The 23786-nt window shown below is 58.6% G+C and carries 20 protein-coding genes and 3 pseudogenes; 16 read left to right on the top strand and 7 right to left on the bottom strand.

What is annotated here, in order from left to right; all coding sequences use genetic code 11:
- Positions 1-445: 445 nt before the first annotated feature.
- A pseudogene (locus tag FHT77_RS30035) lies at positions 446-1002 on the bottom strand (IS630 family transposase); the annotation flags it as partial.
- On the opposite strand from FHT77_RS30035, the pseudogene FHT77_RS31820 reads away from it, so the two are divergent.
- A pseudogene (locus FHT77_RS31820) lies at positions 1002-1190 on the top strand (DNA polymerase Y family protein); the annotation flags it as partial. The pseudogenes FHT77_RS30035 and FHT77_RS31820 overlap by 1 nt on opposite strands.
- A pseudogene (locus FHT77_RS30030) lies at positions 1187-1453 on the top strand (PHP domain-containing protein); the annotation flags it as partial. The pseudogenes FHT77_RS31820 and FHT77_RS30030, both read left to right, overlap by 4 nt.
- A 107-nt stretch (positions 1454-1560) precedes the next feature.
- Here FHT77_RS30030 and FHT77_RS30025 read toward each other — a convergent pair.
- The gene (locus FHT77_RS30025; RefSeq protein WP_183759124.1) at positions 1561-4221 is read right to left on the bottom strand and encodes an autotransporter outer membrane beta-barrel domain-containing protein; all 2661 of its coding nucleotides are present in this window, start codon (positions 4219-4221) and stop codon (positions 1561-1563) included.
- Between the two features lie 504 nt (positions 4222-4725).
- Between FHT77_RS30025 and FHT77_RS30020 the strand changes: the two genes are divergently transcribed.
- The 3 genes from FHT77_RS30020 to FHT77_RS30010 all read left to right on the top strand — a co-directional run bounded on the left by FHT77_RS30020 (position 4726) and on the right by FHT77_RS30010 (position 7668).
- The gene (locus tag FHT77_RS30020) at positions 4726-5553 is read left to right on the top strand and encodes a hypothetical protein (RefSeq protein ID WP_246720231.1); all 828 of its coding nucleotides are present in this window, start codon (positions 4726-4728) and stop codon (positions 5551-5553) included.
- 86 nt (positions 5554-5639) lie between these two features.
- Positions 5640-6656, top strand: a complete 1017-nt coding sequence (locus FHT77_RS30015; RefSeq protein ID WP_409527477.1) for a linear amide C-N hydrolase — start codon at positions 5640-5642, stop codon at positions 6654-6656.
- 565 nt (positions 6657-7221) lie between these two features.
- A complete protein-coding gene (locus tag FHT77_RS30010; protein ID WP_183759122.1) occupies positions 7222-7668 on the top strand; it encodes an NUDIX hydrolase in 447 nt (148 codons plus the stop codon).
- A 49-nt stretch (positions 7669-7717) separates the two neighbouring features.
- On the opposite strand, the gene FHT77_RS30005 is transcribed toward FHT77_RS30010, so the two are convergent.
- Both FHT77_RS30005 and FHT77_RS30000 read right to left on the bottom strand, forming a co-directional pair.
- Positions 7718-8995: a cation:proton antiporter gene (locus FHT77_RS30005; RefSeq protein WP_183759121.1), complete on the bottom strand. Its 1278-nt coding sequence runs from the start codon at positions 8993-8995 to the stop codon at positions 7718-7720.
- 210 nt (positions 8996-9205) lie between these two features.
- The gene (locus FHT77_RS30000) at positions 9206-11071 is read right to left on the bottom strand and encodes an AI-2E family transporter (RefSeq protein WP_409527476.1); all 1866 of its coding nucleotides are present in this window, start codon (positions 11069-11071) and stop codon (positions 9206-9208) included.
- A gap of 296 nt (positions 11072-11367) precedes the next feature.
- Here FHT77_RS30000 and FHT77_RS29995 point away from each other — a divergent pair, with 296 nt between their 5' ends.
- The 3 genes from FHT77_RS29995 to FHT77_RS29985 all read left to right on the top strand — a co-directional run bounded on the left by FHT77_RS29995 (position 11368) and on the right by FHT77_RS29985 (position 13603).
- The gene (locus tag FHT77_RS29995; protein WP_312859794.1) at positions 11368-11862 is read left to right on the top strand and encodes an MgtC/SapB family protein; all 495 of its coding nucleotides are present in this window, start codon (positions 11368-11370) and stop codon (positions 11860-11862) included.
- Positions 11863-12634: 772 nt separating this feature from the next.
- The gene (locus FHT77_RS29990) at positions 12635-13096 is read left to right on the top strand and encodes a hypothetical protein (RefSeq protein WP_183759118.1); all 462 of its coding nucleotides are present in this window, start codon (positions 12635-12637) and stop codon (positions 13094-13096) included.
- A 234-nt stretch (positions 13097-13330) separates the two neighbouring features.
- Positions 13331-13603, top strand: coding sequence for an AAA family ATPase (locus tag FHT77_RS29985; protein WP_183759117.1), 273 nt, complete (start codon positions 13331-13333; stop codon positions 13601-13603).
- Here FHT77_RS29985 and FHT77_RS29980 read toward each other — a convergent pair.
- On the bottom strand, positions 13600-13767 hold the full coding sequence (locus FHT77_RS29980; RefSeq protein ID WP_183759116.1) for a hypothetical protein: 168 nt from the start codon (positions 13765-13767) through the stop codon (positions 13600-13602). The two genes, FHT77_RS29985 and FHT77_RS29980, sit on opposite strands and share 4 nt — an antisense overlap.
- Positions 13768-14428: 661 nt before the next feature.
- On the opposite strand from FHT77_RS29980, the gene FHT77_RS29975 reads away from it, so the two are divergent.
- The 3 genes from FHT77_RS29975 to FHT77_RS29965 all read left to right on the top strand — a co-directional run bounded on the left by FHT77_RS29975 (position 14429) and on the right by FHT77_RS29965 (position 16625).
- Entirely contained in the window at positions 14429-15265 is an 837-nt protein-coding gene (locus FHT77_RS29975) for an alpha/beta fold hydrolase (RefSeq protein WP_183759115.1), read from the top strand.
- 97 nt (positions 15266-15362) lie between these two features.
- The gene (locus tag FHT77_RS29970) at positions 15363-15821 is read left to right on the top strand and encodes a RidA family protein (RefSeq protein WP_183759114.1); all 459 of its coding nucleotides are present in this window, start codon (positions 15363-15365) and stop codon (positions 15819-15821) included.
- Positions 15822-15896: 75 nt separating this feature from the next.
- On the top strand, positions 15897-16625 hold the full coding sequence (locus tag FHT77_RS29965; protein ID WP_183759113.1) for a gamma-glutamylcyclotransferase: 729 nt from the start codon (positions 15897-15899) through the stop codon (positions 16623-16625).
- A 40-nt stretch (positions 16626-16665) separates the two neighbouring features.
- Here the strand turns inward: FHT77_RS29965 and FHT77_RS29960 are convergent, their stop codons facing one another.
- The gene (locus FHT77_RS29960; protein ID WP_183759112.1) at positions 16666-17565 is read right to left on the bottom strand and encodes a LysR family transcriptional regulator; all 900 of its coding nucleotides are present in this window, start codon (positions 17563-17565) and stop codon (positions 16666-16668) included.
- Between the two features lie 117 nt (positions 17566-17682).
- On the opposite strand from FHT77_RS29960, the gene FHT77_RS29955 reads away from it, so the two are divergent.
- Positions 17683-18615: a VOC family protein gene (locus FHT77_RS29955; protein WP_183759111.1), complete on the top strand. Its 933-nt coding sequence runs from the start codon at positions 17683-17685 to the stop codon at positions 18613-18615.
- 59 nt (positions 18616-18674) lie between these two features.
- On the opposite strand, the gene FHT77_RS29950 is transcribed toward FHT77_RS29955, so the two are convergent.
- Positions 18675-19235 (bottom strand): hypothetical protein, encoded by a 561-nt coding sequence (locus FHT77_RS29950; protein ID WP_183759110.1) that lies wholly within the window; start codon positions 19233-19235, stop codon positions 18675-18677.
- Positions 19236-19438: 203 nt separating this feature from the next.
- Between FHT77_RS29950 and FHT77_RS29945 the strand changes: the two genes are divergently transcribed.
- The 4 genes from FHT77_RS29945 to FHT77_RS29930 all read left to right on the top strand — a co-directional run bounded on the left by FHT77_RS29945 (position 19439) and on the right by FHT77_RS29930 (position 23743).
- Entirely contained in the window at positions 19439-20326 is an 888-nt protein-coding gene (locus FHT77_RS29945; RefSeq protein WP_246720230.1) for a helix-turn-helix domain-containing protein, read from the top strand.
- Positions 20327-20717: 391 nt separating this feature from the next.
- On the top strand, positions 20718-21407 hold the full coding sequence (locus FHT77_RS29940) for a hydrolase (protein ID WP_183759109.1): 690 nt from the start codon (positions 20718-20720) through the stop codon (positions 21405-21407).
- Between the two features lie 66 nt (positions 21408-21473).
- The gene (locus FHT77_RS29935) at positions 21474-21761 is read left to right on the top strand and encodes a XapX domain-containing protein (protein ID WP_183759108.1); all 288 of its coding nucleotides are present in this window, start codon (positions 21474-21476) and stop codon (positions 21759-21761) included.
- A complete protein-coding gene (locus tag FHT77_RS29930; RefSeq protein WP_183759107.1) occupies positions 21761-23743 on the top strand; it encodes an amidohydrolase in 1983 nt (660 codons plus the stop codon). The genes FHT77_RS29935 and FHT77_RS29930 overlap by 1 nt, the downstream gene beginning before the upstream one ends.
- Positions 23744-23786 lie beyond the last annotated feature (43 nt).

Below are 23786 nucleotides of genomic sequence, written 5' to 3'. Positions count from 1 at the left end.
GCAGGTTCATCATGACATCGGTCATCGGTGGTTCCTTCCAATCAGGTTGGTGTGAGCAACCCGACTTTACCGGAGAACTTCGATGACCGCCGCTTCGCCGCTCGCTCGCTACGGCGCGATTGAGAACGCGCTCACGAGCGGCTTCGCTACCGTCGACCTACACCATTCGGCGGGACACGACCTGCGAACCGGTCGCATTTTTGAATCGACAATGAAAACAATTGTATAAGCTCTATGCGGGTCCTGCTTTCCCGAATATTGTCGTTTATTCGCGATAGCGCTGATTCTGAGAATCCGTGATAGCTGTGATCCGGAGAATTTCGGCAACAAAAAAGCCCGCCGAAGCGGGCTTGAATGATCCGAAGATGGCGGTGGAAATTACTTTTGACGACCCTTCTTCACCTTGATGGGAGCATCGATGATCTCCGATCTGCGATAGAGCGTTTCATGTTTTGACGGAAGCATAGCCGGCATTTGAGAAATCGTTGGCGCATTCTCTGGCTTGATGGTGTCGGCGAGTAGGCCCAGATGCCGCCAGGTTTCCTCGATGGTTCGCTTTTGGGCCTGGCGCATCCAGTGCTTGATCTTGGCGAAGGCCTGCTCGATGGGATTCAGGTCGGGGGAATATTTTGGCAGGAACCACAGTCTGGCGCCAACCGCCCTGATGGCATCGCGGATGGCCTTGGCTTTGTGTGAGCCGAGATTGTCGAGGATGACGATGTCGCCGGGCTTGAGGGTTGGGATCAACTGCTGGCGGACATAGGCGAGGAAGCATTCGCCGTTGATGGGACCGTCAAAGACGCAGGGCGCAGTGAGCTTGTCGCAGCGGAGGGCGCCAAGGAAGGTCAGGGTGCGTCAGCGGCCGTGCGGGGCAAAGCCGCGCAATCTCTTGCCCCTCGGCCCCCACCCGCGTAACGGCGCCATGTTGGTGCGGATCCACGTCTCGTCGATAAAGACGAGCCGCTTCGGATCGATGCGGTCTTGCCAGGCCCTCCAGCGGGCAGAAGGCGGACGGTCCCGAGCAAATATTCGGGGAGTGGTGGCAGCGCTGTTCGGAGTACGAGGCGGTCAGGGATTATTTTGTCGTCGAGGATGATGCGGGCGAGCGGCTTTGGATATTCCGCTCCGGCGATGGCGTGGATGCGGAAACGGGATCGCATAGGTGGTTCATGCACGGAATCTTCGCATGAGATGCGCCGAGCTGCAGGTCACTACCCACTTCAGCTTCCTCCGGGGCGCGTCGTCGGCCGACGAGCTTTTCCAGACCGCCAAAGAGCTTGGCATCGATGCCATCGGTGTCGTGGACCGGAATTCGCTGGCCGGGATCCTCCGTGTGCTCGAGGCCTCCCGGGCGACGGGGATCAGGCTCGTCGTCGGCTGTCGACTTGACCTTCAGGACGGCATGTCGGTTCTCGTCTATCCGACCGACCGCATCGCATACTCGAGGCTGACCGCCTGATCACCCTAGCCTAGACTAGCTTGCCACTTTGCAAATTTCGTCGACTATAGTTCTAATATCGGGAATTATATTCTCGATATTGCTGATTGCTTTCCTTCCACTTACCACCGCACACGAAAACCCACCGTTCCCTTATAGGCGTAGCTGTCACTGAGGTTGGCTAGGCTGGTATTGATCGAGGCCTCGCCGTAGAGCGAGTATCTGTCGCTGTCCCAGTTGTAGCTAGCCCCCAGACCGATACCACCCCAGAAGCGGTCATTCCGGCTCGCAAAGCTCATATCGGAAACCTCGACTTTGGTGCCGTCCAGAAACTCGTAGTAAAGATTGGCGATGCCGTAGACATAGGATCGGTCGATCATACCTTTGTCATTCTGCCATGCGTTCTGGCGGTCGATGCTTACGCCAATTCGCCCTTGCAGACTATTGCCTTGGTCAAGACCCACTCGCGCTTCAAAGGTGTCGTGGAAACTGTCGAAATCGACATTCGAATAGACGAGTTGCGCCTGCGGGGTCACTGATAATTGCTGGTCCAGCACTAGATGCTGACCGCCTTCAAGGGAAAGCGCGAAGCCGAAACCGTTGTTGCCGTTGGTCAGCCCCAGGTTGGCGAGTGTGGAGTTCAGATCGCTGTCATACCAAGTTCCCTGTGCCTGGCCATCGACATACAAGCCATTTTCGCCGTACCAAGTCAGCGTGCCGCCAATACCATAGCCGTCCGTCGATATTTCGCCATCGCCGTAGATGGAGTCCGTCTTGGCCTTGCCATGAAGGTAGTGCGCCGTCAGTGCGCCGATCAGCCTGCCATTGTCATTCTCGATGAAAAGCCCGTCGAGCCCGGCCTGAAAGCGAAAGCTGTTGATGTCATAATCCGCGCCGGAGGTGGAAAAGCGCGGGGAAAACCTGCTATGCGCGCCTTCGACGCGGCCCCAGATCCCGCTGTCCTCGATGAAAATGTTGGGTTCCTGCGGCGCGCCCTCCCGCGGAGGAACGACATTGCCTGCGTGACTCCAGTAACGATTGCCGACGCGCTGCTCGAGGGTCGGAAGACCGTTCAATCCAAGAAGCAATTGCGGATAGGCCTCGTAAACGGGAACGCCGGCTTGGTAGAGCGGTATCTCCTGCTCTATGTCCGGATCGGACGGGTTTAATACCGAGCGGAGATACCAGTCGCCATCGTTGGGCGTCGAAGCACCGCCTTTATAGAGTCTATAGGCATAAGCTCCCCCGACGACGGCGGGTTGCCCCTCAAATTCGTAGTCGCCAAGAAGAGCAAACGTGCCATCCGAAAAGCCGTCCACACTGATTATCTTGATGCCGTCACTGGTGAGAGCGCCTCCACCGTTGACGTTGACGACGTCCACCAGCGTACGGCCGGCCGTATTGCCAGTGACCAACAGCATGTCGGTCGGCGAGCTGTCGTCGCCCAGCGTTGTGTTGAGACGAAGTTCGCCGTCCAAGCCCGTATAGTTGCCGAGAATGGTCAGGCGGTCGCCAACTGAACTGCTTGCAGCAGCCAGATCGATCATACCGGAATTGTCCACATCGACTGCTGCCCCGGACACACTCGGTGCAATCGAATAACTTCCTCCACTCGCGGTCAGCGTACTGGTATGGTCGATCGTCAGTGTGCCGGTTTGAGTGGCCAAATCGCCTAGCGTCAGGTCTCCGCCCATGGTTAGTTGCGTGCTCGCCCGCAGATCAATACTTTCCCAGTTGACGAAGCGTTCGGGCTCCGAGGTCTGCACGTTGGTGAGCGTCAGCGTATCGGTGCCGAGTCCACCATCGGTTAGCGTCGTGGGCTGCAATATGGCCGGTTGCAAATTCTCCAGATTGGCGACGTCGTTGCCGTCATTCAAACGGATTGCACCGGCAATCGTGCCGCCGCCGCTCCAGTTCAGCGTATCAACGCCGGCGCCGGTTACGACATCGCCGGTAATCGCGCCGCCCGTCACTTCGATGAGGTTGGTCCCACCAGGAAGATTGATCGCCGTGCCGTTGCCGCCCAAGATGACGCCCGCATTGCGAACGGTGAAATTGCTGCCGGAACCTTGAATGCCGGTGGCCAGGGTGCTGGTGATAACTCCGGTCTCGGTATTCGTCACCTGCGTGCCGCCGAGCATGAAGATGCCATTGCCGCCGTCGCCGGACGCGGAAATCAGACCAGAATTAACGACGGTCTCGTTGACGCCAGCCAAAATGCCGTAGGCGTTCAATCCGCTGACTGAAACCGTGCCGGTGTTGGTGACAACCCCGAAGCCACCTAGGGAGCGGATACCGTGCGCCGTCTGTCCGGAGGTCTCCACCGTACCGTTGTTGGTGATCGTTCCGAAGAACTGCTTCGATAGCCCGAAACCATTCAGCGAAGTCGTGATAACTGCACCGTCGTTGACAATGGTTGCAGAGTCATTGAGTAGAATGCCGCTGCCAGGCGCGGTAATCACCGATCCCGTGCCATTCGTTACGTTGATATTACTCTGGCCGGTGGTCGCGACAACGCCGAAAGGGAATGGATTGGGCGCATTCGCGTCACAGCTAACCGTCTCACCAGCGGTCGGCTGACCATCCGCTGCGGTGGAACCGGTAATTGATATTCCGCGAGTAACGTTGAAACACGCCGCTTCGGCAAGGTCCGGAAAAATTGCTCCCACTATGGCGGCAAGTCCCAACAACGCGACTGGCAGCGAAACTAAACTTGGTCCCCTTCGCTCACCGATGCCATTCACGCAGCTATTGGGGGTATGCCACTGTTTCTGACCAGCCATTCCTGCGACTCCGACGAGACATGCAATCGAGGTACCTGTGCGGCGGAGTTGCGAACTCTTCGTGACGACTGCCGCAGTGATTAGTTTCAAGGAACTCGGTTATGTTTCCGTTCGAATAGGACTGCCAAATTGCCGCAGCAGTACGACCGCCTAGCAGCGCGTTAGGTGATTCTAAATCAGCGTTCTCTATTTCCAAGATTGTTTCGGACAGCTCAACTGTCAAGCGAGTTCACAGTCGAAATTACTAACGGCGAACGAACATTCCAGGACTGCGTCCGGCGCAGCACAGTTCCACCTTCGATGATATCGCCAGCAGGCCCGATCCCCGTTGGCGGAACCAGTGCCGGACGAATGTCGCGGGCGGTCTGGACGGCGGAACCCCGGGAGGAAGAAGACTCCCGGACGATGTTCGGGACCCTCTTGTCTGCGTCTGCTCCTCGTGCGTCCCTTGAATTTGCGCTTTCAGATAGTAAGGTGCGAGGCGTCCCGTAGCGGAGGCCAGGAATGCTTCGATTCTCGCCTTGCGTGCCGATGAGTTTGTTCGGCCTCGTGTTTTGCATGTCGTTGATAGCGTTTTCACCGAGCAGGGCTGCTGACTTCGATGCTGAGCGCATGGAGCCGGAGAGGGAATGGGCAGTCATCGTCAGCCCATATGCCTGGGCCGCCTCGCTGAATGGCAGTGGATCGCTCGCCGGCTTCGACACGGATGTGGACGTGCCATTCTCCGAGATTTTCGATCACCTCGATTTCGTCCTGATGGGAAATGTCGAGGTTACGAACGGAAAATGGGGCGTCTATTTCGATGGGCAGCACGTTCAGACAAGTCAGGATGAAGAGGCTTTCGCGCACGAGATCGGGCTTGATATCAAGACCACGACACTCTCGGCAGGCGCATTCTTCAAGGCCTACGAGATTGATCTGGGTGGGCAGACAGTCTTTGGAAAACCTCGAACGATCGCCTTCGAGCCAACCGCCGGGGTTCGTTGGACGGAGCTGAAGGCAGATGTTTCCGCTTTCGGCACCAGTACCACGAAGAGCGCCGAGTGGACCGATCCATTTATCGGCCTTCGGATGAATGCGGATCTCACCGAGCGCTGGAATCTGTTTGCCGAGGCTGACATCGGCGGTTTCGATGTCGGATCGAAGGTCAGCGTCAATGCGCAGGCCTATCTCGGTTACCGAATGGAGATGTTCGGCAAGCCGACGATCCTCAGGGCCGGCTATCGCTTGTTGTATCAGGACTACGAAAACGACGATTTCACCGGCGCAAACAAGTTTCGCTGGGATGTCAGCCAACACGGTCCTGTCGTCGGCTTCTCGATGCGCTTCTAGTTCAGTTCAAACAACGGATGGAGTAGCGGATGATCTTCGGCACCAACCCTCTGGCTCGTTCACTTGTTGCGCTCGCCGTCGGATCGATGATGGTCCTCGGGCAGACAGCGGCTCAGGCATGCACGCGCCTGGTCTATCTCGGCCCGGATGGAAACATCATCACTGCCCGGTCGATGGACTGGAAGAGCGATGTCGCCACGAACCTTTGGGTGCTGCCGCGTGGCATCGACCGCAACGGCGAGGCTGGTCCGAACTCCATCAAGTGGACAGCGAAATATGGCAGCGTGGTTGCCACCGGATACGACGTATCCACGACCGATGGGGTCAACGAGGCGGGCCTCAATGTCAATCTGCTGTGGCTCGTGGAGTCCGAGTATCCGAAGTTCGACAAGGACAGCAAACCGGGCCTGACGATCGCGGCGTGGGGGCAATATGTGCTCGACAACTTTGCGTCCGTGGACGAGGCGGTGGCAGCGCTTGAAAAGGAGCCCTTCACCGTTGTCACAGACAACGTCCCGGGCGAGAACCGCCTGACGACGCTGCACCTTTCGATGTCCGACAAGACTGGCGACAGTGCGATCGTGGAGTACATCAACGGTAGGCAGGTCATCCACCATGACCGAAAATATCAGGTGATGACGAACTCGCCGATCTTTGACGAGCAACTCGCCCTGAATTCCTATTGGAAGCAGATCGGCGGGACGGTCATGCTGCCGGGCACAAACCGCGCCTCCGACCGGTTCGCGCGTGCGTCCTTCTACGTGAATGCCATTCCTAAGGACGAAGATCCGAACAGGGCCTTGGCGAGCGTCTTCAGCGTCATTCGAAACGCTTCCGTGCCTTACGGCTTGAACACGCCGGAAGAGCCGAACATCTCCTCGACACGCTGGCGGACGGTCGTAGATCACAAGCGTATGCTCTACTTCTTCGAGTCAGCGCTGACGCCCAATACGTTTTGGGTCGATCTCAAGGCAATCGACTTCTCCAAGGACAGCGGTAAGGTGATGAAGCTCGATCTGGGCGAGAACCAGGATCACACCTACGCCGGAGACGCGACGAAGGACTTCAAGGAGTCCGCGCCGTTCAAGTTCCTCGGACTTTAGATGTGGCAAGACTGGGCACGCCGGTCGTTATCGGCGTCAGAAGCATGAGAGGGAACGCATGAGCCGAACGATTGGTTCGGACCCAGTGTCAACCCGGAGGACCAAAGACTTTGGAATTTTGAAGTACATTAGCGACCTAATCCCGCCCGCCGGCGGAGCGATGTCGCTCTCACCCCGTATGGCGTCATTCCTCGCCAAAAAGTTGCCTGCACGCGTGAACCAAAACGCTGCCGTGACAGGCAGGGAGGAGATCGGATTGGCGCTCACATAAAGGTCGAGCGTTGTTAACGTCCGGGTTTAGCTTGTTGAAAGTTAAAGGGAACGTTATTCCTAGAGATCGTCCGGCCAGCTCTGCAACGGGATCGTTCGTTATTGGGCATGGCGAGCGACAAAACTAGATCCGGCGTGAGGAAGCCAGGGCATTGCCATTTAAAATCAATGGTTAGGTCGCGTGGGCACAAGCATCAGATTAACGTGTGGGCAAATAAGGGCCACACCGATCGAATTTTGGCTGGAACGCGGTGCGGTCCGTTGGGTTAGGGGCGATCCAGAATCGAGCCAGAAAATGAATATAAAGAGCGATAAATCGAAAGGTTATGTACGGGCCGAGCCGGTCAGACAATTCGGAGCGCTTTGCCTACGTACTATGTCAGATGGGCCCGAGGTCCTTCTCATTACCACAAGAGAGACTAAGCGTTGGATGATACCAAAGGGTTGGCCCATCCGCGGGCTGAGGCCTCATAAGGTCGCAGAGCGTGAGGCCTGGGAGGAGGCCGGTGTCATTGGAAAGGTAAGCAGAAAGCTCTTCGGACGGTTTCGATATTCCAAAATTCTTTGTAACGGTCTTGAGGTTGAGCCGGTCGTGGATGTTTACCTTCTGAAGGTCCGCCGCCGGAAGAAGCAATTTCCGGAGATGACCGAGCGAAACGTAGCGTGGATGAAGCCTGAGGAGGCGGCGCGGCGCGTTAAGAATCCAGAGTTGAAGAAGATACTCCTAGGGGTGGGGTCTTGATTCTGACGTCTTTCGCAGCTGTTTCGCAAGTCCAAGCGCAGCGACTGGGTCATAAGCCATTTTCAACAGATGCAGCCATGGGTTTCAGGGGGTCTACGCCGCGACGCCGATCGATCCATCGCATAACTGGCGTGACGGTGATTCCGTGTACCACGATCGACATCAGGATAATAAGAAAGACAGTTGCCCACACCGTCTCGATGCCCTCGAATCTTGCAATACCCGACGCATAGGCCAGATAATATATGGATCCCAGTCCGCGGATACCGAACACGGAAATGATAATCTTCTCGGCTTGAGGATGTCGGCATCCAAGCAGGCTTATCCACCCAGCAAAAGGTCGAGCAATTGCGAGAACCAGCACGGCAACGAGGACAACCCACCGGTCGACCAGAAGGAACAACGTGCCTTCTGCCAGTGCCGCGCCAAAGAATACGAGGAGGAGCATCATCAATAGGCGTTCGATCTGCTCTCCGAAATCGTGCAATTCCGAATGATAGTCGCTGTGCCGTTCAACAGCGCGAAGCGTGAGCGCGGTGACAAATACCGCAACGAAACCGTAGCCATGAATGAGTTCGGTTGCGCCATAAGATATGAAAGTGAAACCTAGCGCGGCAAGCCCGTCTCCTGTCTTTGCGATCCGTCGCGACACCGGCAGCCTGAACGTGAAATAGCCTAGGATGCGACCGATCGCCCAGCCGACCGCGAGGCCTGCGAGAAGTCTCCATAAGACATCAATCGCCAGCCATCGTCCGATCCACTCGAAATTGGATCCGGGGTTGGTCGCGAGTGCGATCGCCGCCATTACGAATGGAAAGCTAAGTCCATCGTTCAGGCCGGCCTCTGACGTCAAAGCGAAGCGAATCTCATCTTTCTGGCCGGTCTGTGGCGGTCCGACCTGCACGTCCGAAGCAAGAACCGGATCTGTCGGTGCGAGGGCAGCTCCCAGGAGGAGGGCCGAAGCTGGCTTCAACCCGAGAATATACCACCCGAGAACGGCAATAGCCGCAATTGAAAGAGGCATACCAATCCCGAGGAGCCGCCACGTTATGATCCAGCGCTTCCAGCCGATTGGCCGGTCGAGTTTCAGGCCGGCGCCCATCAGGGCGACGATGACCACCACCTCTGTCATATGCTCAGTGAGGCGAAGGTTTGCCAGCGGATTTGTCCGGGGAAGCATCGTAAGGTGCAGCCACGCCAACGAAATGCCGATGATGATACAGCAAATGGGAAGGGAGAGTGGCATCCGCCGAAGGACGAGTGGCAGCCACGTCGTTAGGAGAACGACGCCTCCAAAAATAAAAATGGTCACGGCATAACTGTTCAACGACGCTGTGATCTTTTCCTGAATGTCAACGAACTGCCCATCTAACGCGCAGCTATGTGGCCGCGTTCCGTGTCCATCGACCGGCGCGACGCGCACCCGCCTATATGAACCTCGTCATCGCAATGCATGCCGCTGGCGAGCGGCAGGGGGCGTTCCCGGCGGTGCATGTCCGGTTTACGAAGGACAAAAGTCGGACACGTATTTCTAACCCTAGGCTTCAATGGATCTGCGTTGGGTCGGCCTCGCCAATCGCCTCACCGTTGCTTTCAATTCGACAGCGGCCGAACTTGACAAGGCTTCATGAATTGCCTCGCTTATCGAACTTGAAACAAAGTCGGCGTTGAGTTCTTCGGCTGCCACCTTTGGATACTGATCGCCATCGGCAGCCGGCAGTAGCACACCGACGCGGAGGCCGGGTTTGAGGCGTTTTAACCGGCGAACCACTTGACGGGCATGTGATTTAGAGCGGCCGTTCAGAAAGGCCACGACGGCCGTGTCCGCGGATTCGATCGCCGAAAGGGCGGGCACTCCTCCGGGAGACGCGCCATCTGGCTCGGTGACGACGCCAGCTCCCTGGACAGCAAGGACCTGAGCGAGCATCGAAGCCGCGACCCGATCGAGTGCGCTGCGCCCGCCGACACATGCTACAGTTCTGCCTCGCCCGTCAGGAAGCTCCGTTATCTCGTCCGTCGGCGTGTGCTCGGACTCCTCATCACTTTCTTCGTCGTCGGCGATCTCTGCGAGATTTTCCACGAGAGTAAGGGCGGTGGAGGCGACGAGTGCAATCTGCCGCTCTGTCATTACACCACGCTGTCGGTCGGCTTCGCCAAGTATTAGCGCCGGCAACGCAACCGCCTCATAGTAGTCCACTAAATACTCCTCCATGAGAAACTCCTCAGCATTGTCGGTTGCCTCGTTCGGGTCACCGGCTAGAAGGCGTTGATAGAGCTTCTCGTGGGCTCTTAAGACCGGTTGGTTCCCAAGGAGAACGTCCAGAAAATCAAATTGCGGCACGTAGCGCCCGAGAACCATTAAGCAGACGGTGAGGGGAGTGGACAGCATCAGTCCTACTGGGCCCCAAAGCCACGACCAGAAGATGGCCGATACGATGATCGCTAGCGAAGACAAGCCGGTGTGACTACCATAGAGCCACGGCTCAACAATGTTATTGCTCGTCAATTCGGTTACGATGAAAAGTCCTGCCACCCACGCGACCAGCGACCATCCTGGTGCAATGGCCAGTGCCAGGAACAGCGGAAGGATCATGCCGATCAATGGGCCGATGTAAGGCACGAACCGGAGGACGAGTGTTAGTAAACCCCATAGGATCGCATTGGGGATACCCAGCAGCCACAGGCCGATCGTGATCGGAATGGCGTAAAGGGTATTCACAACCAATTGCATGAGGAGATATTTACCGACGCGCTTACCCGCCTCCTGAAGCGCTGCAGTGGTCTTGTGTAGATCACCCAAACCGACGAGCCTAATGAACCTGTCCCGAAGATCCTCTCGCTCCAGCAGCATGAAGATTACCAGGACGACGACGAGTCCGGCGGTGGCGAATGGGCCTATGAGCGGTATGATCAGGTTGCCCAACGTCTCGATAGGATTTGAGCGCGCTATAATCTCCACCGGCAGCGGCTGTCGCTGGTCGATTGCAGGGACGGGGGCTTCCTTCTGACTTTCCGCTGCATTAAACTTCAACTCCTCGCCGACGCGTTCAACCGCCCTCTGGACCTTTTGAAGCACACTATTGTCGGATCCTGTGTGGGCGAGGGCGTCTACCTTCGCCACAATGTTGCGTTGGTAGGTGGGAATGTTTTGCGCGAGGTTGGCAACCTGCGTGGCAACGACGAAACTGAAAACGGCGATGGACACGAAGGCGAAGGCGACAGCTAGCAGCACTGCAGCTATTTTGGGAATGCGCCGCGATCGAAAGAAACTCACGATCGGAGCGAGCATGAAGGTGAGCAAAAGTGCAAGTGCGAGGGGAACGAAGATCTCCTGGCCGACACGCAGGATGACAGCTACGCCAATGAGAATGAGAACGGTGCGGGCAGAGATGGTGGATGTTATCCCATTCTCCTCCGAGGGCGGCCTTGCTCCGTCGGCCTTTTCAACGCTTCCGACGATCACTTAAGCCTCCGTGGTTCGATGCGACCATGTCATCATCGATTGAAGATAACGCTGCTTCGAAGTTTATCGAGCGGCGCTTGCTCGAAGAGAGGATGGGAACGGCTTGGTCCGGACAGCCGACAAGGGCTACCCATACTGGCCTCTTCTCGTGAGTTCTTTCGTCCTTCGGCAGACCTACGTCTTGTCGGATATCCACCGTCGCCCATCTTTCACGGTTCACAACCATGGAGGAAGTGGTGCCTGACTGGTTTGACAATATCGGCGTTCAAGGCGACTTGCTGCGAAACCTTACCGCGTTGTTGGCTGCCTATATCCTTGCGCTACCGATTGCATGGGATCGGGAACGGAACGAGCGTAGTGCCGGCCTGCGTACCTTCCCGCTTGTCGCCATCGCAGCCTGTGGATTCATTCAGGCGGCCGAAACCGTGACCAAAGAAAATGCGGAAGCGACCGCCCGTATCGTTGAAGGGATCATCAATGGGGTCGGATTTATCGGCGGTGGCGCGATACTGGTCGGAAAAGCTAGTATTCGCGGCACGGCAACGGCCGCAAGCCTATGGGCAACCGGTGCGATCGGTGCAGCAGTGGGATTGGGCGCCTACGAGACTGCCATCGTTCTCTCAATCGCGACTTTTGCAACCCTGCGGGTAATGGCGAACTTCAAGGTTGAGGCCCAAGTGAACGAAGTTAGCCCCAACAGCCTGTCCGAGGATTTTCAGGCAAAGGAATAGTTTCCAAAGCGATGCTCCGCAGCTCGGCGGTGGTATCGATAGGTGTCATGACGGCAAGCTCCACGAGTCTCAATTCGTAGGATCGAACCCAGTTCTGCGTTTCGTTTTCGAGGGATGCCATGAAGAGCGTCTCGAATGACGCTGGGATGCTGCTGTCCCGCGCGAGGTCACGCTTTCAACGATCTACACACCGATGGCGGCTATCAAATGCGATGGCCGCGCAATTCAGATCCCAACAGGCGAGGGACTTCGCATGCCTGCTCGATCTCGATCCCGATGTCGTTCGATGGAGAGCTGCGCCGCCGCCGCCGCGTGACGGGGACGACGAATACCAGCTCGACTCCTAGTGCTGACCGTCGCGGGCGGATCCTTCCTGATCGACGTCGGCCAGGAGGAGCCATCGCCGCCGGTCTGGCTATCCAGCGCGATCGAATCCATGGGGCCCCGTGGCGATGATCGAATTCGCCGACAGCTTTCGACTCCGGAATGCGCAGGATCTTCTCCGATACGGCCTCTACCGAGCGCCGCTCGGTGACACGATTCGCCTCGTGGCCGGCCTAGAGGAGATGGGATCGTTGACAGTCGCCGAGTGCATGTCGGGTGAGGGAAGGGCGACCTATGCCGACGGTGGCCTCGCTTGTCCTCCAAGGATTCTTGGAGATCGATCTGGATGAAGCCCTGATCAGCCCGGAAACGCGGGTGCGCCGGATACGGGATGACGTGACGCGCCATCGGGCGCCAGCCGACATCTTCTTCAATCCGGAATCACACAATGAAAAATATTTCTCGCGACGGGCACGATTTCTCGCTGCCCGAATTCCTCGCATACGCGTCCATCAGCGGCGCCATCCGACCGTTGAAGCGTGCCACTCGCTACGCCATCGGACTAATCGTTCCCGACTGGGATCGCAGGGTCACCTACATGCGGGCAGCGCTCGTGGTGATCGACCGGGAACTTGATTTTCGCTTCCGGGATCAGGTCAAGGCGTTCGATAACGAAAAGGCGGAATCCTCAACCGACTCCGTGTTGGACATGCTGCAGAACACGAAGACGATCATCCTCTTCAAGTCGGCAGAAGCGTCCCATCGGATCTCCGGCACGCTCTCGATGCAATCGTCCACGTTCCGTCTCCCGACAGTCGCCTGGTGCGCGGCGTGGTTCGGTGGGCATACGGTATCGGTGTCACCGATCTGCAAGCGGAGGCGCTCGCGAGATCCAACTGGAAACGCCTGAAGCTTGCGATGACACGAGGCCGGCCGATCTCGCGCGCCTTCGCAATCATTGAAAAGATGGCGCGGGAGGAACCCTCGGCATCAAAGCAGACCAAGGATCCCGAAGCGCTCTCGCAGGTGCGCCTCGAAGACATGGAGGGGCTACGGCGAAGCGAAGGAGTGGGGGCTCGATCTTGCGCGAGAGCTCGCCGACTGGCGCGCGGGGACGATCTCCTGGGAAGACGTCGACAAGGGAATGCTGCTGTCGGGTCCGCCAGGGACGGGCAAGACAATGTTCGCCCGCGCGCTCGCCGCCTCATGCCATGTCAAGCTGATCGCCACTTCGTACGCCAAGTGGCAGGCGAAGGGATATCTCAACGACTTCCTGAAGGCCATGCAGAAGAGCTTCAAGGCAAGGATGCTGCGCCAGCGATCCTGTTCATCGACGAGGTCGACGCTTTCGGATCTAGGGATGGCGCTCAGGGTAGCAATGCGTCCTACGACATCAAGGCGATCAATGGCCTCCTAGAGTAACTCGACAGCATCGACGGCAGGGAGGGTGTTATCGTCGTCGCTGCCTGCAATCATCCCAAGATGGTCGATGCTGCGATCCTGCGGGCAGGATGGCTTGACCGTCACGTCGAGATCTCGCTTCCGGAACAGAGCGCGCGTGAGGCCATCTTCAGGATGCATCTGCACGACAGCCTTGGCGCCGAGGACTATCGAGACTTTGCGGCGGCGACCTCTGGCCTGTCCGGTGCCGAGAGGGGCGATGGGCTACCATCGTCGCTACCGGGACCCGTGCTGCGGAATTCAAGCTGCAGTGCGGACGGGTTGGCGAGTTCGCTCACAGTTCCTCGGGGGGCGGAGATGCCACAAGACCGTCCGAAGCAAGCAAAGTGCGCGATATCTTTATTCCGAACCTCCATATCGACACCGTCAAGGTCCAAAGCCGGAACTTCCACTAAAGCTGCTGGCGAAGGGGAGGGCGTTTTCCTTGAGCACTCAGGAACTGGGCTGATCGGACCGTCGCGTGACGAAATGTTGAGGAGCCATCGGGACCGTCGACCACCGTCACCATTTCAGATTCCGCAATAAAATCGAAACAACTGGCGCAATTGTGAGCGCCCTACGCTTGCGGCACTATCCGCCCGTCAGACGAACTCAGCGTCGCCTGATGCCTCAACGAAGAAGCCGCAGGTAGCCGAAAATGACGCAGACCTTTTCTTCCATGACGCGCAGGAGCGCACTCGTTTCCGCCGGTGCCGCCGTCGCAGCCATGGCGATTTCACCGTCTCTCAATCTTGCAGCCGAGGCTGCATCAGCATCCAGCTCAACCGAAGGAACCAAGACAATGGCATATTTAACCACCAAGGACGGCGCCGAAATATTCTACAAGGACTGGGGTCCGAAGGACGCGCAGCCGATCGTCTTCCACCACGGCTGGCCGCTGTCGTCGGACGACTGGGATGCCCAGATGCTGTTCTTCCTGTCGAAGGGTTATCGCGTCGTTGCGCACGATCGCCGTGGTCACGGACGTTCCGCTCAGGTTTCCGAGGGCCATGATATGGATCACTACGCCGCGGATGCCTTCGCCGTGGTCGAAGCGCTCGACCTTAAGAATGCCGTCCACATCGGTCACTCCACCGGCGGCGGTGAAGTCGCTCGCTACGTCGCCAAGCACGGCCAGCCAGCCGGCCGCGTCGCCAAGGCGGTTCTCGTTTCCGCCGTACCTCCACTGATGCTCAAGACTGAAGCGAATCCTGAAGGTCTGCCGATGGAAGTCTTCGACGGTTTCCGCTCGGCGCTTGCCGCCAACCGCGCGCAGTTCTTCCGTGATGTTCCGGCTGGTCCCTTCTACGGTTTCAATCGGGATGGCGCGACAGTCCAGGAAGGCGTGATCCAGAATTGGTGGCGCCAGGGCATGATGGGCGGCGCGAAGGCGCATTACGACGGCATCAAGGCGTTCTCTGAAACTGACCAGACGGAAGATCTGAAGGCAATCACGGTTCCAGCCCTCGTCCTGCATGGCGAAGACGACCAGATCGTGCCGATCGCAGACTCCGCACTGAAGTCTTCCAAGCTCCTGAAGAATGGCACGCTCAAGACCTATCCCGGCTTCTCGCACGGCATGCTGACCGTCAACGCCGATGTCCTGAATGCTGATCTCCTGGCCTTCGTGAAGGCCTGATCGGTCCGGCGGCGGGTGCGGCGTCCCACGCATCCGTCGCCTCCATGAACCGCGAGTGCCCACTCGGCGCGCCATCATTCGATGAAAGGAATCTACGATGACGAACAGCAACCCGTCCAAGAAAGTAGAGAACCATGGCGTCGCCTGGGAGCGCGCCTTCGGATACGTTCAAGCCGTGCAGGTCAAGGACACGATCTATGTCTCGGGCCAGTTGAGCCACGATGGCAACGGCAATCTTGTCGCTCCGGCGGAACTCGATGAGGATAAGCGGCCTGCGGACTTCTCGCAGATGGAGAGCCAGATCCGCCAGACCTACATCAACGCAAAGACTCTGCTCGCCAGATATGGTGCGACCCTCGACGATGTCATTGAAGAGACACTGTACGTGCTTGATGTTCCTAGCGCGTTTGCGGCTGGATCCAAGGTCCGCAAGGAAATGTACGGTACGGATGTACCTCAGTGCGCCAGCAACCTAATCGGGGTTTCGGCGCTGGCTTTCCCCGAACAGATCGTCGAAATCACTTTCCGGGCAATCATCAACCGTTCCGCTGATTGATCGGGCGGCAGCTACTCCATGAAGCGCCGGAGACGATGGGCCTCAGGCGGCAAACCCGTTGAAACGGTTCACACGATGCCAAAAACACCGGCTGCCAAGGCGCCCGCACCTGCTACCATGGAACTCACCCCCGACCTCGTCGCCACGACCATCAGAATTGTCGAAGACCAGGGACCGGAACCCAATTGGAACCCGATCTCGCCCGAGCAGCTCGACGACCTCGTCAGCAGGGTTGAGGAAGAGGCTGATGACGAGGAGATATGGGTGTTCGCGTACGGATCCTTGATGTGGAATCCGGGTTTCGAGGTGGCCGCCAGCGAAGAGGCGGTCGCTTACGGCTGGCACCGTGCGTTCTCGTTGAGGATTGAGCGGCTCAGGGCCACCTCCGACGCGCCCGGTCTCATGCTCGCGCTTCGGCCAGGAGGAAGCTGTTCGGGTCTTGTCCTCAAGCTTCCGTGCACTACCAAGAGGGAGAATCTGCGTACTCTTCTGGCGCGAGAGATTCGGTATGCCGAAGTGTGCGATATGGTGCGTTGGGTTGCGGTCAAGACACCGACGGGTGTGCGGCGCGCGCTCACGTTCTGGGCGAGCGGCAGGCAATCTCCGCTCACGGAGAAGATCCCCCTCGAAGAGGCGGCAGGGTTGATCGCCCAGGCATGTGGACCTGCCGGATCTTGCGCGGAGTACCTGCATCGGACGGTTTCAGATCTGGCGGATCGCAAAATCTATGATCGAAACCTGTGGCAGCTACAGCAAATAGTCGCAGCTAGGCTTAGAGCATTCCAACAGCATGATCGAAGCTGAAAGGCGTGTGCCAGATCATGGTGACGGGCATGTGCGTGCGTCAGTCCAACATGACCATCTTTGCCGCGACCTGATCCTCGAAGAACTTGGAGAATGACGCAATCCTTGGCGGGAGGGCTTGGTAGGGCGGGTAGAACAGCGTCAGCCACAGGTTCGGCGGCGCCCATCCCTTGAAGACGTGGACAAGGCGACCGCTATTGATGTGATCGGCGATGTTGAATCCTGGAAGCAGCGCGACACCCGCGCCGTCGGCGGCCATGTCCGCCAGAACCTCTCCGCTGTTGGCGCTGAAGGCCCGACCTGCCGAAATCGTGATGCTTGACCCGCCGTCGGACAGCACCCAGTTCTCACGCCGGCTTTCGCCGCTGTACGCGAGGCAGTCATCGGGCTTCAGTTCGTTTGGGTGCTGCATGTCGGCGAATCTGCTTCCGGGAGCGGCGACCAGGATGCGCGTCACCACCCGGATCTTCCTCCAGATCGTGAACTTGTCCGAAGGCTGCGACGAGATGCGGATCGCCAGATCGTAGTCGTCGTCGACGATGTTCACCAATCCATCGGACAGCGAGATCTCGAAGCTCATCTTCGGATAGCGCTCCTTGAATCCTGAAAGGATCGGCGGGAGCACGGTCTTGCCGAACCACGTTGGCGCACTGATCCGAAGCCGTCCCTCATCGGCCTTGTGCGCGTTCATCATCTCGCACCGCGCGTCTTCGAGCGTCTTCACCGCGGGCTGGATCTGCGCGGCAAAGATCGCGCCATCGGTCGTTAAAGAAACCTGCCTCGTGGTGCGCACAAAGAGCTGTACGCCGAGTTCTGCCTCGAGCGCGGCGATGGCACGCGTTACGGCTGCGGGTGTCATGTCCAGTTCGCGGGCTACCTGCGCGAAGTTCCGCTTCTCGGCGGCAAGGAGGAAAGTTCGAAGGGCTTTGTAGTCGTTCATATCATTGTTTCAAATTTAGCAATTCAATCACAATGAATATTGCAATTCCGCGCTGTGATCAACGGGTGTACATTCATATCAACACTTGAACACCAGCGCTGATTGAAAGGCACATACATGATCCAGGACATCAGGGGACTTCACCACGTGACTTCGATGGCATCGGACGCGCGGCAGAACAATCGCTTCTTCACCGACACGCTGGGCCTGCGGCGCGTCAAGCAGACTGTCAACTTCGACGATCCGAGCGTCTACCACCTGTACTACGGTGACGAGAATGGTTCCGCAGGCACGGTGATGACCTACTTCCCATTCCCGAACATGATGCTTGGTCGTGCGGGCGTGGGTGAGGTCGGTGAGACGCAGTTCTCGGTTCCAAAGGGCTCGCTGAAGTTCTGGCAGGATCGCTTCGCGGCTCAAGGTGTCGACGGTCTGGAAACGGATACTGTCTTCGGTGCCAACCGTCTTCGCTTCATGGGCCCGGATGGCGACGGTCTTGCGCTAATCGAGACCGCCGACGACAACCGCTCGCCATGGCGGGCGGGTGGAATTCCCGACGATGCGGCCATCCGCGGTTTCGCCGGCGCTCGCTTCAGCCTGCACGATACGGCTGCGACGGAAGAGCTGCTCGGCTTCATGGGGTACCAGCGCGCCGAAAAGGACGGCGACGTGACTCGCTTCATCATTCCAAACGGAAACGGAGCGGACACGATTGATCTTGCATCCCTGCCGAAAACGCCCTTTGCGCGTCAGGGGGCGGGATCAGTTCACCACATTGCGTTTGCCGTCGACAACCGCGAGAAGCAGCTCGCTGTGCGCAAAGCGCTGATGGACACGGGCTATCAAGTCACACCCGTCATCGACCGCGACTACTTCTGGGCCATCTACTTCCGCACGCCGGGCGGTATCCTGTTCGAGGTCGCCACCAACGAGCCTGGGTTCAACCGTGACGAGGACACCGCGCATCTCGGAGAAGTTCTCAAGCTCCCGAGCCGATACGAGGACTACCGGGATCAGATCCAGGCCAACCTCGTGCCGCTGGCAGCCTGACGCGCTCTTTCGTGCCATGAGGACCTCGAGCGCCGCGAACCACTGTGATTGCGGCGCGTTCAGTGCGTCCTACTCGAACGGCCATAGCAATGGGCGATGTGGGCGTTCAGGGCAAGTGCGATATGTGCGACGAGCGACTGGTCCACCTCATACTCGCCAATCAGGGGAAGTAGTGCCGCGCCGATGTCCCGCACGGTCGGATCGTCGATGCCACGACAGACAGTCAGATCGTCGACAGGGGACTCACCCGTCTGCTCCGCAAGCTCGGCCAGATGCTTGCGTGGGAGATGGATCACGAGTGCTTCGAAATGTCCGCGGACGGCGATCGCAGCGCCATTTTCCAGGTTGACGAGACAGATGGATCCTTCGGGATAGATCCTAAGCAGAGATGGCGGTCGGTCCTGCCAGATGTCCGAATGCTCGACATCGGTTAGATAGAGCACGATGAGAAACGCCTCGTCGGCCGGGATTACGACTGCAGGATCATGCTCGGCGTAGTCGCGAACGACGTGGGCCATCGTCATCTCGGTATCGCGGAAAGGTCTCGTCACGAGAGTGCGAGCATTGCCTGCCTGGAACCATTCGCCTATCTTGTCGGCGACCGCCGATGCTTCACTCACAATGAACTCGTATGAAAAGGGCCTGAAAGTCGGATGGATGTTCCGGGCCGCTGGTTAGCAATTTTCCGTTCAATCCACCGTTGTGGCGCGCCCGGTCACATTAGGATAGAGAAGTACCTCGATCTTTCCGGGAGGTGATGGGGAAAGAAACAGCTTAGGCGAACTGGAAGGTAGCGTGTTTGCTGAGGAAATCCACCACTCCCTTGGAAAATCCCGGCAACGAATCGACCGACAGCTTCGGCTGCCCGTTCGACAAGCTCTACAGGAACCAAACAATTCGCGGCGCGGGTCTCACCGTCTTGCGCAAGGGGTCACGTGACGCCTTCCTGCAGCAGGTCTCCACGCCCGCCAGCGACCGTGGATTTGCCGTCGGTGTCTCGACGCTTCCAGGCCATACCCGCCGCATTTTCCATGAGCACCACGCGACAACGCATGTCTTCGACCACGACTCTGTCTACATCCGCAGCCTGGGAGAGGACTACAAGGCCGATCTCGCGGCTCCCTTCGATTTCCTTCTCCTCGAGATTTCTCCCGACTCGCTTGCCCTGATCGCCGATGAAGCCGATCTCCCGACAGTATCGGCGCTGAACACTATCACTGCCCATCCGGATCCCGTTCTCGCCAACCTGGCACGCGCTCTGATACCTGCGCTCGAAAACCCGGAAAAGGCCAACAGGCTGTTTGTCGATCAACTGACGGCAGCCATTGGAACACACGTCATCCAGCAATACGGCGAGCGTGCCGTCTCAAGCGGATCGAGATCGCGCAAACTCTCCCGCGCCCAGGAGAATGTCGCCAAGGCGCTCATCCTCGACAATCTTCACGGCAACGTCTCGATCGCGGAGCTCGCGGAAGCTTGCAGTCTTTCCCGCGGTTACTTCATCCACGCATTCCGCGAAACGACGGGCGTGACACCCTATCAATGGCTGCTGCGCGAGAGGATTACCCGGGCACGGACGCTGTTGCTTGAGACGGACGCCTCTCTCTCCGAAGTGGCGATTTCCTGCGGCTTCTCGGATCAGAACCACTTTACTCGCGTGTTCGCGAATGTCGTTGGCACGACGCCTGGTATCTGGCGGCGAACCGCGTGACGCGCATGGAAGCGCTTGGCGCACGCCAAGATTTGCCTGTCTTTTGTTCTACGCATCTGACTATCTGACAAGACCTTCCTCCAATGTCGCGCGAAAATCCGCCCCATCGGGTGAGCGGCGGGCGCTTCCCGTGACCGAACGGGGAAGGGCACCTAAATTAGTGGGAATTGTTGCGAAATCCGTAATTCATTCACAATCAATATTGCAATTCCGTGCGGTTATCCGATGCGTTAGGTTTCTATTCAGCAGCCAATGACAACGAGTGAGCGGAGCCACACCGATCCGCAAACACTTCAAGGATTGCAGAACGAGCGCCGTGCGCTCCGATCGACGCTGCTGCCCATTTCTGACACCGCAACAGGCGGTACAGCAACCGAAGAGGAATTGACCCATGTCCAAGCTCGAAGTCCTGACCCCCGCGAACACCCAGCTCATCTTCATCGACCAGCAGCCGCAGATGGCGTTCGGCGTCCAGTCGATTGATCGCCAGGTACTGAAGAACAATGTCGTCGGCCTCGCCAAGGCCGCCAAGATTTTCAACGTCCCCACCACGATCACCACGGTCGAGACGCAATCCTTCTCGGGCAACACCTTTCCGGAACTACTTGCCGTCTACCCGGAGAACGACATTCTCGAGCGCACCTCGATGAACTCCTGGGACGACCAGAACGTCCGTGACGCGCTGGCGAAGAACGCCGCCGAGGGCCGCAAGAAGATCGTCGTCTCCGGTCTGTGGACGGAAGTGTGCAACACAACCTTCGCACTCTCGGCCCTGCATGATGTTCCAGATTATGAGATCTACATGGTCGCGGATGCTTCCGGCGGCACGTCCTCCGACGCGCACAAATACGCGATGGACCGGATGGTTCAGGCAGGCGTGATCCCGGTCACCTGGCAGCAGGTCCTGCTCGAGTGGCAGCGCGACTGGGCTCGCAGGGAAACCTACGATGCTGTCACCACCCTCGTGAAGGAGCATTCCGGCGCATACGGGATGGGCATCGACTACGCCTACACGATGGTTCACGGCGCAGAGGAACGTGTCAAGCACGGCAAGCGCATCGGCCCGAACCCCGCCAAGTAAGGGCCTGATCAGGCCGCTCCGATAACCCCGTCGGAGCGGCCTTTCTCTAACCGTGGAGGGCATCCCGTGAAAATCTATCTTCTTTCTCTCGGTGCAGGTCTGCTTGTGGGCATCGTCTACAGCCTCCTGAACGTCCGTTCGCCGGCTCCGCCTGTCATTGCCTTGGTCGGACTTCTCGGCATTCTGGTCGGCGAGCAGATCCTCCCGCTCGCGAAGTCGCTTTGGACAAAGGAGCCAGCAGCCGTTTCATGGCTCCATCAGATCAAGCCGCACGTGTTCGGCCACCTGCCTAAGGGCGGCGATCTTATCGACCTCGCCCATCAGGCGGAGGCGAAAGCGGAGGAGCGGAGCTGATGACGACGCGTCGATCCTTTCTTGGAGGCGCGTCGAGCCTGGCGTTCTCGAACCTCTTCTCCCCCGCGAAAGCCGCCGATCCAAACCAGACCGGAGTAGACACCATGCATCCCGACCTGATCCTCCACAACGGCCGCGTGACGACCCTCGACCGGACCAATCCGAACGCCACGGCGATCGCCATCAAGGACGGCCTGTTTCTCGAAGTCGGATCCGACAGCGAGATCATGGCGATGGCTGGTGCCAGCACGAAGATCGTCGACCTCAGGGGCAAGCGCGTCCTGCCGGGTCTGATCGACAACCACACCCACGTCGTGCGCGGCGGCCTGAACTACAACATGGAACTGCGCTGGGACGGCGTTCGATCGCTCGCCGATGCGATGGACATGCTGAAGCGCCAGGTGGCGATCACGCCCGCGCCGCAATGGGTTCGCGTCGTCGGGGGGTTCACTGAACATCAGTTCGCCGAAAAGCGCCTGCCGACGATCGAGGAGATCAATGCGATCGCTCCCGATACCCCCGTCTTCCTGTTGCATCTCTACGACCGGGCACTCCTGAATGGCGCGGCCCTGCGCGCCGTCGGCTACACCCGCGATACGCCGAACCCACCCGGCGGCGAAATCACGCGCGATGCCAACGGAAACCCGACGGGCATGCTGCTCGCGAAGCCGAATGCGGGCATTCTGTACTCGACGCTCGCCAAGGGGCCGAAGCTTCCTCTGGACTACCAGGTCAACTCGACCCGTCACTTCATGCGCGAACTGAACCGCCTCGGCGTGACAGGCGTGATCGATGCGGGCGGGGGCTTCCAGAACTATCCGGACGACTACGCGGTCATCCAGAAGCTCTCCGATGAGAACCAGATGACGGTGCGTCTGGCCTACAACCTCTTCACCCAGAAGCCCAGGGAAGAGAAACAGGACTTCCTGAACTGGACGCGGTCGGTCAAATACAAGCAGGGCAACGACTACTTCCGTCACAACGGTGCCGGTGAGATGCTGGTCTTCTCGGCTGCCGACTTCGAGGATTTCCGCCAGCCCCGTCCAGAGATGGCTCCGGAAATGGAAGGCGAGCTGGAAGAGGTCGTCCACGTACTGGCGGAAAACCGCTGGCCCTGGCGTCTCCACGCCACCTATGACGAGACCATCTCCCGCGCCCTCGATGTGTTCGAGAAGGTCAACAGGGACATTCCGCTCGAAGGACTGAACTGGTTCTTCGACCATGCCGAAACCATCTCGGATCGCTCGATCGACCGCATCGCCGCACTCGGCGGCGGCATCGCCACTCAGCACCGCATGGCCTATCAGGGCGAATATTTCGTTGAGCGCTACGGCCATGGAGTGGCGGAAGCCACGCCGCCGATTAAGCGCATGCTCGACAAGGGTGTGAATGTCTCGGCAGGGACGGATGCCACCCGCGTCGCTTCGTACAATCCGTGGGTCTCGCTCTCCTGGATGGTGACCGGCAAGACAGTCGGCGGAATGCAGCTCTACCCGCGTGCAAACTGCCTCGATCGCGAGACCGCACTGCGCATGTGGACCGAAAAGGTCACATGGTTCTCGAACGAAGAAGGTAAGAAGGGCCGTATCGAGAAGGGCCAGTTTGCCGACCTCGTGGTGCCGAACAAGGACTTCTTCTCCTGCTCCGAGGACGAGATTTCGTTCCTCACCTCGGAACTGACCATGGTCGGCGGCAAGATCGTCTATGGCGCGGGCGACTTTAAGACGCTCGACGAGAACGACATCCCGCCAGCGATGCCCGACTGGTCTCCCGTACGCAAGTTCGGCGGTTACGCGGCGTGGGGCGAACCTGAAGGCGCAGGCGCTCGCTCATTGCGCCGCACGGCGATCTCCACATGCGGATGTGCCAGCAATTGCGGCGTGCATGGCCATGACCATGTTGGAGCTTGGACATCCAAGCTTCCGATCGCCGACCTCAAGGGATTCTTCGGCGCGCTCGGCTGCTCCTGCTGGGCGGTCTAAACTCAGCTTTGCGCTCGGGCGGCCACGCCGCCGCCCGAGCGAC

This window comes from Rhizobium sp. BK181, from assembly GCF_014193305.1.
Taxonomy (GTDB): Bacteria; Pseudomonadota; Alphaproteobacteria; order Rhizobiales; family Rhizobiaceae; genus Rhizobium.
The sequence above is the reverse complement of the archived record's forward strand: the minus strand, read 5'-3'. Positions and strand labels throughout refer to the sequence as shown.

Excerpts from the sequence above, each read along its gene's own strand:
- FHT77_RS30020 (WP_246720231.1), top strand. The coding sequence starts at position 4,726 with ATGCTTCGATTCTCGCCTTGCGTGCCGATGAGTTTGTTCGGCCTCGTG.
- FHT77_RS30010 (WP_183759122.1), top strand. The coding sequence starts at position 7,222 with ATGAATATAAAGAGCGATAAATCGAAAGGTTATGTACGGGCCGAGCCG.
- FHT77_RS29960 (WP_183759112.1), bottom strand. The coding sequence starts at position 17,565 with ATGAACGACTACAAAGCCCTTCGAACTTTCCTCCTTGCCGCCGAGAAG.
- FHT77_RS29955 (WP_183759111.1), top strand. The coding sequence starts at position 17,683 with ATGATCCAGGACATCAGGGGACTTCACCACGTGACTTCGATGGCATCG.
- FHT77_RS29975 (WP_183759115.1), top strand. The coding sequence starts at position 14,429 with ATGGCATATTTAACCACCAAGGACGGCGCCGAAATATTCTACAAGGAC.
- FHT77_RS29985 (WP_183759117.1), top strand. The coding sequence starts at position 13,331 with ATGCTGCTGTCGGGTCCGCCAGGGACGGGCAAGACAATGTTCGCCCGC.
- FHT77_RS29970 (WP_183759114.1), top strand. The coding sequence starts at position 15,363 with ATGACGAACAGCAACCCGTCCAAGAAAGTAGAGAACCATGGCGTCGCC.
- FHT77_RS29940 (WP_183759109.1), top strand. The coding sequence starts at position 20,718 with ATGTCCAAGCTCGAAGTCCTGACCCCCGCGAACACCCAGCTCATCTTC.
- FHT77_RS29980 (WP_183759116.1), bottom strand. The coding sequence starts at position 13,767 with ATGCATCCTGAAGATGGCCTCACGCGCGCTCTGTTCCGGAAGCGAGAT.
- FHT77_RS29965 (WP_183759113.1), top strand. The coding sequence starts at position 15,897 with ATGCCAAAAACACCGGCTGCCAAGGCGCCCGCACCTGCTACCATGGAA.
- FHT77_RS30025 (WP_183759124.1), bottom strand. The coding sequence starts at position 4,221 with ATGGCTGGTCAGAAACAGTGGCATACCCCCAATAGCTGCGTGAATGGC.
- FHT77_RS29930 (WP_183759107.1), top strand. The coding sequence starts at position 21,761 with ATGACGACGCGTCGATCCTTTCTTGGAGGCGCGTCGAGCCTGGCGTTC.
- FHT77_RS29990 (WP_183759118.1), top strand. The coding sequence starts at position 12,635 with ATGAAAAATATTTCTCGCGACGGGCACGATTTCTCGCTGCCCGAATTC.
- FHT77_RS30015 (WP_409527477.1), top strand. The coding sequence starts at position 5,640 with ATGATGGTCCTCGGGCAGACAGCGGCTCAGGCATGCACGCGCCTGGTC.